This window comes from Paraburkholderia edwinii, assembly GCF_019428685.1.
Taxonomy (GTDB): Bacteria; Pseudomonadota; Gammaproteobacteria; order Burkholderiales; family Burkholderiaceae; genus Paraburkholderia; species Paraburkholderia edwinii.
The window spans coordinates 186,710-201,275 of the sequence record NZ_CP080096.1; the positions used below are offsets into that span (position 1 = coordinate 186,710).

At 63.2% G+C, this 14,566-nt stretch carries 11 protein-coding genes; 2 read left to right on the forward strand and 9 right to left on the reverse strand.

What is annotated here, in order from left to right; translation table 11 throughout:
• Positions 1–8: 8 nt before the first annotated feature.
• From KZJ38_RS22725 to KZJ38_RS22745, 5 genes are all read right to left on the reverse strand, one after another.
• A complete protein-coding gene (locus tag KZJ38_RS22725; protein ID WP_219801961.1) occupies positions 9–2,978 on the reverse strand; it encodes a molybdopterin oxidoreductase family protein in 2,970 nt (989 codons plus the stop codon).
• 336 nt (positions 2,979–3,314) lie between these two features.
• A complete protein-coding gene (locus KZJ38_RS22730; RefSeq protein ID WP_219801962.1) occupies positions 3,315–4,430 on the reverse strand; it encodes a succinylglutamate desuccinylase/aspartoacylase family protein in 1,116 nt (371 codons plus the stop codon).
• Between the two features lie 173 nt (positions 4,431–4,603).
• Positions 4,604–5,059, reverse strand: coding sequence for a RidA family protein (locus KZJ38_RS22735; RefSeq protein ID WP_219801963.1), 456 nt, complete (start codon positions 5,057–5,059; stop codon positions 4,604–4,606).
• Positions 5,060–5,231: 172 nt separating this feature from the next.
• Positions 5,232–6,647, reverse strand: coding sequence for an MFS transporter (locus KZJ38_RS22740; protein WP_219801964.1), 1,416 nt, complete (start codon positions 6,645–6,647; stop codon positions 5,232–5,234).
• A 362-nt stretch (positions 6,648–7,009) separates the two neighbouring features.
• Positions 7,010–7,480, reverse strand: a complete 471-nt coding sequence (locus tag KZJ38_RS22745) for an Lrp/AsnC family transcriptional regulator (protein ID WP_219801965.1) — start codon at positions 7,478–7,480, stop codon at positions 7,010–7,012.
• 139 nt (positions 7,481–7,619) lie between these two features.
• Between KZJ38_RS22745 and KZJ38_RS22750 the strand changes: the two genes are divergently transcribed.
• Positions 7,620–8,372, forward strand: coding sequence for a 3-oxoacyl-ACP reductase family protein (locus KZJ38_RS22750; protein WP_219801966.1), 753 nt, complete (start codon positions 7,620–7,622; stop codon positions 8,370–8,372).
• A gap of 140 nt (positions 8,373–8,512) precedes the next feature.
• Here the strand turns inward: KZJ38_RS22750 and KZJ38_RS22755 are convergent, their stop codons facing one another.
• The 4 genes from KZJ38_RS22755 to KZJ38_RS22770 form a co-directional block, all read right to left on the reverse strand.
• Positions 8,513–9,808 carry an MFS transporter gene (locus tag KZJ38_RS22755; protein ID WP_219801967.1) on the reverse strand — a complete coding sequence of 432 codons (1,296 nt, stop codon included), beginning with the start codon at positions 9,806–9,808 and terminating at the stop codon, positions 8,513–8,515.
• Between the two features lie 301 nt (positions 9,809–10,109).
• Positions 10,110–11,120: a 4-hydroxythreonine-4-phosphate dehydrogenase PdxA gene (gene pdxA / locus KZJ38_RS22760; RefSeq protein ID WP_219801968.1), complete on the reverse strand. Its 1,011-nt coding sequence runs from the start codon at positions 11,118–11,120 to the stop codon at positions 10,110–10,112.
• A 14-nt stretch (positions 11,121–11,134) separates the two neighbouring features.
• Positions 11,135–12,490: a four-carbon acid sugar kinase family protein gene (locus KZJ38_RS22765; protein WP_219801969.1), complete on the reverse strand. Its 1,356-nt coding sequence runs from the start codon at positions 12,488–12,490 to the stop codon at positions 11,135–11,137.
• Positions 12,487–13,473 (reverse strand): 2-keto-3-deoxygluconate permease, encoded by a 987-nt coding sequence (locus KZJ38_RS22770; RefSeq protein ID WP_219801970.1) that lies wholly within the window; start codon positions 13,471–13,473, stop codon positions 12,487–12,489. Before KZJ38_RS22770 ends, KZJ38_RS22765 begins: the two co-directional genes overlap by 4 nt.
• 313 nt (positions 13,474–13,786) lie before the next feature.
• Here KZJ38_RS22770 and KZJ38_RS22775 point away from each other — a divergent pair, with 313 nt between their 5' ends.
• Positions 13,787–14,563, forward strand: coding sequence for a DeoR/GlpR family DNA-binding transcription regulator (locus KZJ38_RS22775; RefSeq protein WP_219801971.1), 777 nt, complete (start codon positions 13,787–13,789; stop codon positions 14,561–14,563).
• Positions 14,564–14,566 lie beyond the last annotated feature (3 nt).

Here is a 14,566-nt window from a genome sequence, read left to right on the forward strand (position 1 = left end):
GCTCCTCATCAAATATCTTTCGAATCTTTGGCGGTGCGGCGCAAACGCGTCGCAAATTCGCCGCGCCCCGCGAAATAGGTCTGCACGATGCGCTTGAGCGTGCCGACCGATCCCGGCAGCGGCTGCATCGGCGCGAACTGCGGTAGCGTGTGATCCGCATCCGCTTCGGCCGGATAGACGCGCACGCGCACGTCGTACCACGCGGCCTGGCCGGTAATCGGATCGGAGTTGGAAATGCGCGAAGGCGCCCGCGCAGAGGCGGCTTCGCCGTTGCCGCTGCGATCGGCCTCGCCATCCGCCGGCAGTTCGTCCGTGATCAGGTGATTGAGCAGAAAGCCGCGCTGCGATTCGTTCGCGTCGGGACCGAGGTTCCATGCGCCCGCGGCCTTGCCAATCGCATTCCACGTCCACACCGTGCCCGGTTCGACCGCTTCGCTGTAGCGCGCCATGCAGCGCACCTTGCCCCATTGCGACTCGACGTAAATCCAGCCGCCGTCCTCGATGCCCTGCTCACTCGCCATGCGAGGATTCATAAACAGATAGTTTTCGCCGTGAATCTGCCGCAGCCACGCGTTTTGCGAGTCCCACGAGTGATACATGGCCATCGGCCGCTGCGTGACCGCCGCCAGCGGAAAACGCGCGAGATCGGTGGTGTTGCGCTCGAGCGGTTCGTACCAGAACGGCAGCGGATCGAAGTAACGCGCGACGCGTTCGCGCAGATGATCAGGCGGCTGACGGCCTTGGGTCTTGCCTTGCGCGGCGAGACGGAATTTCTGCATCACATCCGAGTAGAGCGCGATCACAATCGGCTCGGGAAACTTGCGAAAGCCCTTTTCGACCGCGAATTGCAGATACGGACCATTCTGGCCGCGCATGTACTGCAATGTCTCGGGCAGCGTGTAGTGGTACACGCAATTGTTTTTCGCGTACTGTTCCCATTGATTCGGATTCGGCTTGCCGACCAGCGCCTCGTCGCCGTCCTCGCCGCGCCAGCCGATCAGGAAGCCGACGCCCGAGCCGGGCGCGGTTTCGTGGCCGATGATGAACTCCGGATAGTCGCGATACTTGCGCGTGCCGTCCGGCTTCGTGAATGCCGGCAGCTTGAGACGGCTGCCGAGTTCGATCAGCACCTCCTGGAACGGCCGGCACTCGCCGGTCGGCGGCACGACAGGCACACGCACCGAATCGACCGGCCCGTCGAATTCGGAAATCGGCCGGTCGAGCATCGACATCGCGTCGTGGCGTTCGAGGTACGTCGTGTCGGGAAGAATCAGATCCGCGAACGCGGTCATCTCCGACTGGAACGCGTCGCACACCACAATAAACGGAATCTTGTACTCGCCGTTCTCGTGCCGGTCGGCAAGCATTTTGCGCACTTCGACCGTGTTCATCGACGAGTTCCATGCCATGTTGGCCATGAAGATCATCAACGTATCGATCGGATACGGGTCGCCGCGCCAGGCGTTCGTAATCACGCTATGCATGAGCCCGTGCACCGCGAGCGGGTATTCCCACGAAAACGCCTTGTCGATGCGCACCGGTTCGCCATGCTCGTCGATAAACAGATCTTCGGGCGCGGCCGGCCAACCGAGCGGCCCGGTCGCAAGCGGCGTGTTCGGCTTCACCGCATCCGGGCTGTTAGGCGGTTTCGCCGACGGCGGCACCGCACGCGGGAACGGCGACTTGTGACGAAAGCCGCCGGGCCGGTCGATCGTGCCGAGCAGCGACATCAGCACGGCCAGCGCGCGAATCGACTGGAAGCCGTTCGAATGCGCAGCCAGGCCGCGCATTGCATGGAATGCGATTGGATTACCGGTTACCGTCTCGTGCGTTTCGCCCCATGCATCGGTCCAGCGAATCGGCAGCGTGATCTTGTGATCGCGGGCGGTTTCGGCCATTTCGCGTGCGAGACGGCGGATCGTGTCGGCGGAAATGCCAGTGATCTCGGCAGCCCATTCGGGCGTGCATTGCGCCGCGCGTTCACGCAGCAAGGCGAATGACGGCGTGACCGGCGTGCCGTCGTCGAGTGTGTAATGTCCATCGAGTGCGGGTTTCGCGCCTGGCGTGTGATGCAGCACGGCGCGCTGGCTTGCGCTATCCCACCACAGATGGTTTTGCGGAAAGAGCGGATTGCTTTCCGGCGCATCGAGATTGCGCACGAACAGACCGAATTCATCGCTTTGCTCATTCACATTGAGCAGTTCGGCCGCGTTCGTATAGCGCGTGACGAATTCGTGATCGTAGCTATCGGTGGCGAGCAGTTCGTGAATCAGCGCCATAAACAACGCGCCGTCGGTGCCGGGTCGGATCGGCACCCATTCGTCGGCAATCGCTGCATAGCCGGTGCGTACCGGGTTGATGGCGATAAAGCGGCCGCCCGCGCGCTTGAACTTCGAAATCGCTATTTTGAGCGGGTTCGAATGGTGGTCTTCGGCGGTGCCGATCATCAAGAACAGCTTCGCGCTATCGAGATCGGGGCCGCCGAACTCCCAGAACGAGCCACCTATTGTGTAGATCATGCCGGCGGCCATATTCGCCGAGCAGAAGCCACCGTGTGCCGCGTAGTTCGGCGTGCCGTACTGCTTCGCGAAGAGTCCGGTCAGCGCCTGCATCTGGTCGCGGCCGGTAAATAACGCGAACTGCTTCGGGTCGGTCGCGCGCAAATGCGCAAGCCGTTTTTCGAGCATGTCGAGCGCGACGTCCCACGACACCGGTTCGAATTGCGCCGTGCCGCGCTCGGCGTTCGCCTTGCGCATCAGCGGTTGCGTCAGACGCGCCGGCGAGTACTGCTTCATGATGCCCGACGAGCCCTTGGCGCAAATCACCCCCTGGTTCAGCGGATGTTCGGGGTTGCCGTCGATGTAGCGCACTTCGCCGTCGCGCAGATGCACGCGAATGCCGCAGCGGCACGCGCACATGTAACACGTCGTGGTTTTAACCTCGAGCTTCTCGTTTTGCGTACGCGCGTGATGTTCCATGCTTGCCTCATTACCTCACGAAGTCCATCGATAAAACAGACGAGAGTCCGCTTTTCATCGTAGAGGCGTTATAAGCAAATGAAAAATCGTTATTTCAAATCCGCATTATCCGGCTGACCGATAGTTTTTCGCGCTTCCCGCGTTGCTTCTTTGCATCCACCTCGAGCCTTGAATGGTGGGCGATTGCGGGCGTAAGCGTCCCCGGAAACGCTCACCTTTGAGAATTTTGAACGCCCGCAACAGAAAGGTAAATGAATGGTGACGATCTGGAAGATGTCGGCGGCGCGTTCTCTTCTTGACCGCGCCGCGCCGCACAAATGACATTGCGTCCTGGCGTTATGCGCCAAGCAACATCCCGCTTCGCAGCGGCTCTGTGCCCGTCACGCGCCCAAGCGGCGCCCCGGCCGTCACGAAGCGGATCGCGCGACGCATATAGAGCACGCCTTCGTTGCGGCTTACGACTGTGGTCGTCGCGTCGGTCAGCGGGTCGATGATGTCGAACAGCGGTTCGCCCGCGCACACCAGCGCGCCGATTTCGGCGCGATGCACGAGTATCCCGCTCGCCGGCGCATACAACTGTTCGCTACCGGCTAGCGGCGTGGCGGGCATCAGCAGAGCGGGCAACGGTGCTGGTTCGCCGCGCAGTGCGCCGCGGTGGATCAGATAGTCGATCAACGCATCGGCGTCGTGCTGCGCGACTTCATACGATACGTCGCGCTGTCCGCGACATTCGACCGTCACCGCAACGGTGCCGGTGCGCACCGGCTTGCTCGCGGGCAACGCCTGCTGCAGTTGCCACCAGAAGAGGCTATGCGCTTCGTCGAACGACTGGCCGCCCGAATCGTTCGCGAGCATCGATGCGCGCGAGCCGAGATAGCGCGCGAGCGGCTCGAATTCCGCCCAGCCCGTTTCATTTGTATAGAGATGCATCGCGGCTTCCTGCGAACAGTGCAGGTCGATCACGATATCCGCGTCGAACGACAGCTTCAGCAATTCATGCTGCAACGATTCGAATTCATTGACGGGGGTATGAAGCTCGAGCTCGTCATGCATCAGCTGCCGGACGATGCGGCGATTGTCGAGCGGATCAGCGCCAAGCGTGTCTTTCGCACGATCGATTACCGCATTGAACGGCAGGAAATGGCGATTGAAGTTTCTGCCGCTGCCCAGTTCGAAGCGCCCCACAAACTGACCGAGCACGTATTGCGAAAGCCCGATCGGGTTGGCCACCGGCACCAGCACGATTTGCGCGGCGAGTGCGCCTTGCGCTTCGAGTTCGATCAGGCGGCGCTTCAACAATACGGCTGTCAGCATCGCCGGCGTTTCGTCGGCGTGCAACGATGCCTGGATATAGATCTTTTCGCCGCTTTGCGCCGGGCCAAAACGGAACACCGTCAGCTCGCGGCGCGTGCCGACGGCAGGTGACAGAAGCGGGATCGATTGCAGGTTCATCTCTGGCGGCGCCGGTTATAAAAAGTCCGGCGTCATGCTACGGCCGTTCGCGGGTTTAGTCACGAGGCGCGTGCCGATGCCGTGCGATGCCCGATTATCGTCCGCGCATGGTGTGCGAACCGCGCCGCGCACGGTCGTTCCCGAAAAGCCTCACCTGTCGCGCAGCCGCACCCTCACTGCTTCAATTCGAAAATGCTGTCGATTTCGACGGGAATGCCCATCGGCAACGTATGCACGCCCAATGCGCTGCGCGCCGGCAGCCGGTCATCGCCGAACAGGTCGCGCAGCAGATCGCTCGCGCCGTTCGCCACCTGGGGATGCTGCGTAAACGCCGCATCGGCACGCACGTACACGGTAAGCCGGCTGCAACGATCGACCTTGTCGAGACCGTATTCGTCGTCGATGCAGGACAGAATCATCAGCATTGTGAGCCGCGCCGCGCGCTGCGCCGCTTCGAGCGACAGGTCGGCGCCGACGATTCCGACGATCGGCTTGCCGTTCTCGAACGGCCCCAGTCCCGATACATACATCTGGTTTCCGGAAATCGATAGCGTGCGATACGACCCGAGCGGTCGGATCGGTGCCGGCAGTTCAAAGCCGAGTTGCGACAGGCGCGAGGAGAGGTTCATGGCCGGGCGATTCCAGGTAAGTTCAGGTGAAAAATGAAGGTCAAGCATGCCTGCATGATGCACGAGGCGCTTACCGTCTGGAACAGCGGCCAGTGGCGATTTATTCCGGAACCGGAATAAATCGCCATTGAAAGGACGGAGAAGAGAGGAAGAAGGCGGGAGAACGTATGCGTTATGCGTTCGCTTTGGCGGGATAACCGCCGGCGTCGTCATCGCGTTGCCGGATCGCGGCCGTGCCTTCCGGCGGGCGCGCAACGGTACCGGGCATCTCGCGGCCGCGCAGCGAGCAGCCGGCCGTTTCTCTCACGAACAGCAGTGCGACCATGCCGACCACGCACGCGGCCATCATGTAGTAAGCAGGCACGAGCGTTGAACCGGTATGCGCGATGAGCCAGTCGTTCGCCATCGGCGCGGTGCCGCCAAACAGCGAGGTCGACACGTTGTAGGCAATCGCCACGCCGGCATAGCGCGCCTGAGTCGGGAACATCGCGGGGAACATCGCCGAAATGCTCGCGAGCTGCGGCACGTAGAGGAGGCCCAGCACCGCGAAGCCGATCAACGCGCCGGTCACGCCATGCGTCATCAAGGTGAACATCGGCACGGCCGCCACGAACAGGCCGACGAGCGAAATCCACCAGACGTTCTTGCGGCCGATATGATCCGACAGCGCGCCCGAGAACGGCAGCAGCACCATCATCGACAGCATGCCGATCAGCGGCACGAGCAACGACATGTTGTCGCTCATATGCAGCTGCGTCTTCATGAAGGTCGGCATGTACGCGAGCAGCACGTAGTTCACGACGTTCAGCGCGATCACGAGGCCGCCCAGCAGCAGCATCGGCTTCCAGAACTGCTCGAGCAGTTGCCTGAGCGGCACGCCCGTATGCTCGTCGTGATGCGCGGCCTCGGCGACTTCGCGAAACACCGGCGTATCTTCAAGGCGAATCCGCAGATACAGCCCGATCAGACCGAGCGGGGCCGCCACGAGAAACGGCAGGCGCCAGCCCCATGCATGCATCGTGTCGCCGCCGAGCACGACCGAGCAGCCGAGCATCAGAAATGCGCCGAGCGAAAAGCCCGCAAGCGTGCCGAATTCGAGGAAGCTGCCGCACAGGCCGCGTTTATGGTCCGGCGAGTATTCGGCCATGAAGGTCGCTGCGCCGCCGTATTCGCCGCCGGTCGAGAAGCCCTGAATCATGCGCAGCACGATCAGCAGCGCCGGCGCCCACCAGCCGATGCGCTCGAACGACGGCAACAGCCCGACGCACAGCGTGGCGACGGACATCAGAATAATCGTCAGCGACAGCACATGCTTGCGCCCGACGCGATCGCCGACCGGTCCCCAGAACAGACCGCCCAACGGCCGCACCAGGAACGAAATGGCAAAGGTCGCGAGCGCGAATAGCGTCGCCTGTGCAGTACTGCCTGGAAAGAGCGCCGCCGATACATAAGTCAGACCGTAGCTATAAATGCCGTAGTCGAACCACTCGGTGGCATTGCCCATCGCCGAGGCGGCTATCGCACGCCGCAGCGAACAGCGGGGCTGAGGCAGGACATTTTCCTCAACCATGGGTTGCGCGTAGCTCATTGATCGTCATCCGTAAAACGTGAACCGGCCGGCGCCTGGCACGGCACCGGGCTATGGACTCACGATACAGAGCGACAAATTAATCTCAGGTGTTCCAGGACAATCGGCACGCTGGGGTTTTCCCGCACCTACCCGACGGCGGCAAGAGCGGTGCGGCAACGCAATGCATTGGTGCGCGGCGCGCACGCGCGAGGGGCAAGCCGCACCGCAATGTGTTTTACCGCGCCTGCAGCAATGCAACGATGCAATGCGACGCGAATGTTCGAGCGGTCGAGCGGCTTATGCGCGGCACGCGGCCGGAACGGCGCGCCACCGCTTCGGCAAATTTTACGAGGGAGCAGCCTTGAGCTTTGGCTTTAACTTCAGGCCTCACTGATGCGCACCGGCAATTCGGTCTTGTATTGCACGCGCCGCAGCGTAATCGACGTATTGACGTCGCGCACGCCATCGATCTTTGTCAGCCGTGTCATCACAAAGCGCTCGATACCCGGAATGTCGCTGGCTACGACACGTACCACGTAGTCGTACGTACCGGTCATCAGGTAGCACTCCATCACCTCTTCGCAGCTCAGAATCGCGCGCTCGAATGCGGCCATCTTGTCGGCGTTTTTTTCGAGCGCGACCGACACATAAGCGCTGATCGGAAAGCCCACCTTCTCCGGATCGAGCAGCGTCATGTACTGCCTGATGACGCCCGCCTCTTCGAGCATCCGGATGCGCCGGTACAACGGCGACGGTGAAATGGCGAGCGTCTCCGCCAGTTCGGACGCTTTCGCATGCGCGTCGCGCTGCAGCGTACGCAGGATGTTGACGTCGGTCTTGTCCAGTTTCATTAGCTCACTTTCCTGTGTGGTCCGCGAAATCGTCGAACTGTGCTAAATCCGCGCGCATTTCGCTGCGAAATTTGGCACAAGTCACAGACTGCGGCTCGTTAGAATTTTTTCAATGCAATCAATGTAAAAGGAAGCGGGAATGTCAGTGTTGAAAAGAAAGCTCGAGGGACGAGCCGCGCTTGTCACCGGCGGCTCGCGAGGCATCGGCGCCGCCATCGCGAAGCGCTTCGCGCGCGAAGGCGCGGCAGTCGCTATCACCTATGCGGGCTCGCAAGGCGACGCGCAGCAAATCGTCTATGAAATCCAGCGCGACGGCGGCCGCGCGATGGCATTGCATGCGGATAGCGGCGACGCGAAGGCGATGCAAGCGGCGATATCCACCACGGCGGCCGAGTTCGGTACGTTTGACATTCTCGTCAACAATGCGGCAATGCTGCGCGTCCGCGCAATCGACGAGTTTCCGCTCGACGAGATCGACCGCATGCTCGCGATCAACGTGCGCGGCCCATTGGTGGCGATCAAGGAAGCGCTGCGATTCATGCGCAAAGGCGGCAGGATCATTAATATCGGCAGCGTGACGAGCGACTATGTGCCGGCTTCCGGCCTGTCCGTCTATGCGTGCACGAAGGGGGCCATTGCTAGCATGACGCGCGCCCTCGCGCGCGACCTCGGCAATGCGGGCATCACTGTCAATAATGTGCAGCCCGGGCGCATCGATACCGACATGAACCCCGCCGACGGTCCGCTCGCGGAGCGTATCGGCCATTCGATCGCGCTCGGCCACTATGGCAATCCGACGGACATCGCGAATATGGTCGCGTGGCTTGCCAGCCCTGAAGCGGCTTTCGTGACCGGCACGAGCATCAAGGTCGACGGCGGCACCAGCGCCTGATGGAGACGCACAGCAGCAAACCCAGCGACAAACCTGGCAGCAAACGCGGCGCGGACAGGAGACGCGCCGCAATTTAGCGTGTCATTCCTATCGCGCGACTGCCTTTTTTGATGATGCGCGCGGCTTCATTGCGGCCGGCCTCAATTCACCCGGCGCGCGCCACGCATCCCGAAGCCCGCAAGCGCACCGACCACGCACAGCACGGCCACATACAGTTGCGGCGCATTCGCGCTCGACTTCAGCATCAGCGCCACGGCAACCGGCGTCAGCCCGCCGAACACGGCGTAAGCGATGTTGTATGAAAACGAAATTCCCGAGAAGCGTACGGTCGGAGGAAACGCGTTGACCATGGCCACCGGAATCGCCGCGACGGCGCCGACGAAAAAGCCCGTTATTGCGTAGTACATCATCAGCGACGACGGATCGGCCGCGATATGCGTGAACATCACGTAGTACGACACCGCGAGCAGCAGGCAGCCGACGAAGATCGTGCGCGCCGCGCCGAAGCGCCCCGCAAGCGAGCCGAAAATCACGCAGCCGATCGTCAGGCACAAGGTCGCGACCGAGTTCGCCTCGAGCGTCGTCGCGGCATCGATATGAAAGCGCTTTTGCAGCAGTGTCGGCGTCATCAGGATCACCACGACGATCGCCGCGGTCAGCGTCCACGTGAGGATCATCGAAATCAGCACGGGCCCGCCGTGATCGCGCAGCACCGCTTTCAACGGCACTTCGGATGCGAGCGACTTGCGCTGCTGCATTTCGATAAAGACCGGCGTCTCCTGCAGCCAGCGGCGCATAAAGGCAGCCAGCAAGCCGAACAGGCCGCCGATCAGAAACGGAATGCGCCATGCGAACGCGATGATTTCCTCATGCCCGTAGCGATGATTGACCGCCGACGCGATCAGCGAGCCGAGCAGAATGCCCGCGGTCAAACCGGCCGTGAGCGTACCGCATGCATAACCGACATAACGGCGCGGGACATGCTCGGAGACGAACACCCATGCGCCCGGCACTTCGCCGCCGACGGCCGCGCCCTGCAGCACGCGGCACACGAGCAGCAGCATCGGCGCGACGAGACCGACTATGTCGTAAGTCGGAAGGAGTCCCATCAGCAGCGTGGGAAGCGCCATCAGCAGCACGCTCAGCATGAACATCCGCTTACGGCCGATCAGGTCGCCGAAATGCGCCATGATGATGCCGCCGAGCGGCCGCGCAATATAACCGGCCGCGAAAATGCCGAAAGTTTGCACCTGACGCAACCAGTCGGGAATCGATGTCGGGAAGAAAAGTTGCCCGATCACCGCCGCGAAAAATACGTAGATGACGAAGTCGTAGAACTCGAGTGCGCCGCCGAGCGCCGCGAGCACGAGCGTTCGATGGTCGCTGCCCATCAACGGGCGGTGGGGAATAAAGGCTTGCGAATCGGTGGTAGTCATCGTCGGGGATCTTATCGGCGGAACGACACGATAGGTGTCCAGGAATCGGAGGGCCTGCTGAAACCAGCCGGCTTTCAGCGGTCGGCTCCAGACGGTTGCGTCAACCTTTCATAACACCTTGTCGTTGACGAATATTCCCAGCAGTGCACGTCCTTTGACTGTGCGTGCCATGAACCTCACGTTCTCTACCCGCAGGAGATGGGTAAAGAAAAACGGCGGAGCCGCTTGATGCGGTCCGCCGTTCTCGCTTTGCTGCTTTCGTTTTACTTCCTTTCGTTTTGCTGAATTTCGCTGCTGCTACTTACGCGTGCTGCCCACGCCGTGTCGCGAGCTCCGCGCCCTGACGCAGCGCCTCGAGCAGACTGCCTTCGTCGGCAATGCCCTTGCCGGCGATGTCGAACGCCGTGCCGTGATCGACCGACGTGCGCACTACCTGCAATCCGACCGTTACGTTGACGCCCGCTTCGAGGCCGAGCACCTTGACCGGCCCATGCCCCTGATCGTGATACATCGCGACGACGAGGTCGAAATCGCCGCGCCCCGCGCGGAAGAACAGCGTATCCGCGGGCAACGGCCCTTCGATGTTCCAGCCGCGCTCGCGCAGTTCGCGTACGGCCGGCACGATCTTCTCATCTTCCTCGCCGTAACCGAACAAGCCGTTTTCACCGGCATGAGGATTAATCCCGCACACGGCGATCTTCGGATTCTCGATGCCGGCCTTCACGAGCGTCGCATGACCGCGCTCGATCGTGCGCTTCACGAGACCCGGCTCGATCTTGCGAATCGCGTCGATGATGCCGATATGCGTCGTCACATGAATCACGCGCAACTGCGGCGCGACGAGCATCATCGACACTTCGTCGATACCGGTCAGATGCGCGAGCATCTCCGTATGGCCCGGGAATTTGTGGCCGCCCGCGTGCAGTGCTTCCTTGTTGAGCGGCGCCGTGCAGATCGCGTCGATCGTGTTCGCTTTCGCGAGATCGACCGCGCGCGCGATGTACTGGTAAGCGCCGTCGCCCGCGATCGGCGACAGTTTGCCGAACGGCAGATCGTCGGGAATCAGCCCGAGGTCGATGCAGTCGATCGTACCCGGCTCATAGCGCGCCTCGGACGGTTGTCCGATGCGGCGCACCTGCGCCGCGCTGCCGACGATTTGCGCGGCGCGTTCGAGCCGTTTTGCGTCGCCGATCACAAGCGGCCGGCACTGCCGGTAAACCGTTTCGTGTGCGAGGCTCTTGACGATAATCTCGGGGCCCACGCCCGCGGCGTCGCCCATCGTGATGCCGATTACGGGGAGATAGTGGCTCATGGCTTCCTGATGCTTCAGTTCAGAGGGGAATTCGTTTCTGGCGCGCGGCTCGCGTGCGCGGCGCGCCGTGAGTCTGCTTGCGACCCGTTCCGCGTCGCTTCCTGCAAACCTCGCAGATGCAGCCACGCGCCGTACAGCGCGTGATCGCTGCCGAAGGCGCCGGCCTTCGTGACCACGGTGAGCCGCCGCACATCGTCGGACGGCTGCGCCACCGCCACGCCTGGTTCAACTTCGGATAGCAATTCGAGGCTGCCGATGCCCGCTTGACTGAGCATCGCGCGCGCGGTTTCGCCGCCGGTCGCGATCAGGCCCGCGAGATGGCCAACGTGCGGTTCGACGAGCGCGGCAAGCGCCGTGGAAAGGTGCGTGCCTTCGGACGGATCGAATGCGTCGTCGCGGCCGATGCGCACGAGCAGATCGCGGCCGGCCGCGAGCGGCGCGCCGATTGCAGCCCGCCATTGCGCGCTTTCCGGATGGCTTTCGACCTTGCGCAGCACCGCCGGCGGCACGACCAGTTCGGCCATGCCCGTGCGCTCGCGCAGCAGCGCGCACTGCGCGCCGGACACCGCCGACAGGCTGCCGACCAGCGTCAGGATCGGCCCTTCGCGACGCAGCGGCGCCACGGGTGCCGGCGCATCGTTGCCGAACAGCTCGGGCAGCGCGGCGAGCTCGCGCGCGAGACCGCCGGAGCCGACCCAGAAGAACGCCTCATGCAGCACCAGCGTCGCACGCGCGATCAGATTCAGATCGGCTTCGTTTTGCGCATCGACGATCAGGGCGTGGACGCCGGCGCGAGCGTGTTCAGCAAGCGCCTGCGCAAGCAGGTCGGGTGGCAGATCGCGCATCCGTTCGACATCGAACAGCGCCGTGCGCAAGCCCGCTTCCTCGAGCATCGGCTGCAAGTCCGCGGTCTTGCCCGCGTGTTCGAGCTGCCATGTCTCGGTTTCGCCGAGCGGCACGCCGCGCACGAACACGCGTCCTTCGCGCACGGTGCGGCCTGTGGCCGGAAAGGCCGGCGCGACGATCGCAAGGCCTGCCAACGGTTGCAGAGCCGCGACTTCAGCAACCCAGTTGCCGCGCAGCGTTGAATCGATTTTCTTGTACAGACGCCGCTGCGATGTGCCCACGCCCTGCGTGCCGCCGAGCACTCGCCACGCCTGCGCCGCACGGCTTGCCGCATCGGCCGGTGCGAGACGTCGCGAATCCGTATCAAGCGCAATCACGGCAACGCGGCCGGCCGCCGCGTCGTTTGCGGCTTCGACTGCTTCATCCGCGCCGAGCGCGACGACCGTGTGGCGTCCGGCGTTGGCGAAGCCAATCGCGCAATCGGCGGCGCCCGACAGGTCGTCGGCAACGATCAGCATGCTCACTGCACCGTCTCCCGATTGCCGCCGACGCGCGTCGACACCACGCGCTTCGCCACGGCCGCAGTCAGGATCGGACAGAGAATCGCGGTCACGACCACACATGCGGCGACGAGCAGCGTCGCGCTCTTCGCGGCCTCCGCATACACGGGATTCGCCGCGGCAATCAGCGCCGGCACCGCCGCGGCGTTACCCGCGGTGTTGGCCGCCGACACGCCGGCCACGCCGGTGCCGCTCGTCAGACGATCGATGATGTAGAGCGGAATGCCCGTCACGATCACCACCGCGATACCGAGGCCGATACCAAGCAGGCCCGCTTGCCAGACCTTGTGCAGATCGAGGCCGGCGCCGAGCGCCAGCGCGAAGAACGGAATCATGACCGGCACGGCGCGGCCGAGAAAGTCGCGCATTTCGCGATCGAGGTTGCCGAGCAACATGCCGAACGCGAGCGGCAGAATGCTGCCGACCAGCGTCTGCCACGGGAACGCGGAGAGCCCCGCGACGCCGAGCGTGACCATGGTCAGGAACGGACCCGATTCGAGCGACATGATCGAGTACGCGCCGACGTCTTCGGAGCGGCCGTACTGGCCCATCAGCGCCATATACAGACCGCCGTTCGTGTCGTTCATCGCGGCGACCACGGCGAGCGTCGACAGGCCGGCGAACAGGCCCGACGTGATCGGCTGCTCGCCAAGGACGTGGCCCAGTACGACGCCGACCACGATCGCGGTACCGACCTTCGCGGCGAACAGCGCCCCGCCCTTTTTCACGATGTACGGCGTTGCTTTCACGTCGATGCTCGCGCCCATGCAGACGTAAAACACCGCGAGAATCGGCAGCGCGCCGGTGAAAAGCGCATTCGTGAACGAGCCGAAGAATTTCGGCATGTCCGGCAGGAACGTCGCGACGAGCGCGCCCAGCAGCAACGGGACGATCATCATCCCGCCGGGCACGCGCTCGATCGCGCGCTTGATACGAACTTGAGCCATTTGAAGTGTCTCCCGATTGACTAAGGCTTACCGATTCGATCATTATTTTGATTGATTCGATCAAAATAGTGTAAAGGTCGTTGGCTTGGCGTGCAACCCGAAGCGACGCGAGGGTTTACGCTGAGGGCTGCAAATTGCGCTACTTGGCCCTTATCCGATCGGCTTTCCGGTCCTCGCGGGGCGATTGCGCGGCAGGCAAACCTCACCCCCAAATTGATCGATTCGTGCAAAATGTGAACCCGGTAGACTATGCGGCTCTTTGCGCGCAACGGCCGTGCCGCGCGCGCAGGCCGTTTTTTAACCCCGGAGCCCCATGAAAGTAGCGAACCGTCGCGAGGCAATGCTCAAAGCCGTGCTGTCCGGCATGACCGATGTCGGCGCGCTGTGCGAGCACTTCGGCATGTCGGAGGCGACCGTGCGGCGCGATCTGCGCGCGCTCGCCGAAGAGCACCGCATCGTGCGCACCTACGGCGGCGCCGCGGCGCCCGTCGGCATGCACGAGCCGGAAGAATCGCTGGAGACGCGCCGTCAGAGTTTTCGCGAGCAGAAGGATGCGATCGCGCGCGTCGCGGCCGCGCAGGTGCGGGACGGCGACACGATTTTTCTCGACGGCGGCACGACGACCGCTGCGATGGCGCGCCTGCTCGCCGGCCGGCGCGATTTGCGCGTCGTAACCAACAATCTGCTCGCGATCGGCGTGCTCGCTTCGAGCGACATCCGGGTCACGCTGATCGGCGGCGATTTACGACCGTCGAGCATGAGCACGCTCGGGCCCATTGCGCAGCTCGCGCTGAGCCGGCTGTCGGTGGATAAGGCGTTTCTCGGCGCCGACGGCGTCGTGGCCGGGCGCGGCCTGTGCGAGGCGAGCACCGAGCAGGCCTATCTGAAAGAGTGCGTGATCCGCCAGGCCGCGAGTGTGTTCGTGCTCGTCACGTCAAACAAGCTCGACCACGCGAGCCAGCAGCACTGGACGCCGCTCGAGCGCGCATGGACGCTCGTCACGGATGCGGCGCGCGAGGCGCCGCAGCTGGCGAGTTTCGTGCATCACAGCGATGTAACCGTGCTGAGCGCCGCCGGCGAGGCAGTGTAAGGC

Excerpts from the sequence above, each read along its gene's own strand:
- KZJ38_RS22725 (WP_219801961.1), bottom strand. The coding sequence starts at position 2,978 with ATGGAACATCACGCGCGTACGCAAAACGAGAAGCTCGAGGTTAAAACC.
- KZJ38_RS22730 (WP_219801962.1), bottom strand. The coding sequence starts at position 4,430 with ATGAACCTGCAATCGATCCCGCTTCTGTCACCTGCCGTCGGCACGCGC.
- KZJ38_RS22735 (WP_219801963.1), bottom strand. The coding sequence starts at position 5,059 with ATGAACCTCTCCTCGCGCCTGTCGCAACTCGGCTTTGAACTGCCGGCA.
- KZJ38_RS22740 (WP_219801964.1), bottom strand. The coding sequence starts at position 6,647 with ATGAGCTACGCGCAACCCATGGTTGAGGAAAATGTCCTGCCTCAGCCC.
- KZJ38_RS22745 (WP_219801965.1), bottom strand. The coding sequence starts at position 7,480 with ATGAAACTGGACAAGACCGACGTCAACATCCTGCGTACGCTGCAGCGC.
- KZJ38_RS22750 (WP_219801966.1), top strand. The coding sequence starts at position 7,620 with ATGTCAGTGTTGAAAAGAAAGCTCGAGGGACGAGCCGCGCTTGTCACC.
- KZJ38_RS22755 (WP_219801967.1), bottom strand. The coding sequence starts at position 9,808 with ATGACTACCACCGATTCGCAAGCCTTTATTCCCCACCGCCCGTTGATG.
- pdxA (WP_219801968.1), bottom strand. The coding sequence starts at position 11,120 with ATGAGCCACTATCTCCCCGTAATCGGCATCACGATGGGCGACGCCGCG.
- KZJ38_RS22770 (WP_219801970.1), bottom strand. The coding sequence starts at position 13,473 with ATGGCTCAAGTTCGTATCAAGCGCGCGATCGAGCGCGTGCCCGGCGGG.
- KZJ38_RS22775 (WP_219801971.1), top strand. The coding sequence starts at position 13,787 with ATGAAAGTAGCGAACCGTCGCGAGGCAATGCTCAAAGCCGTGCTGTCC.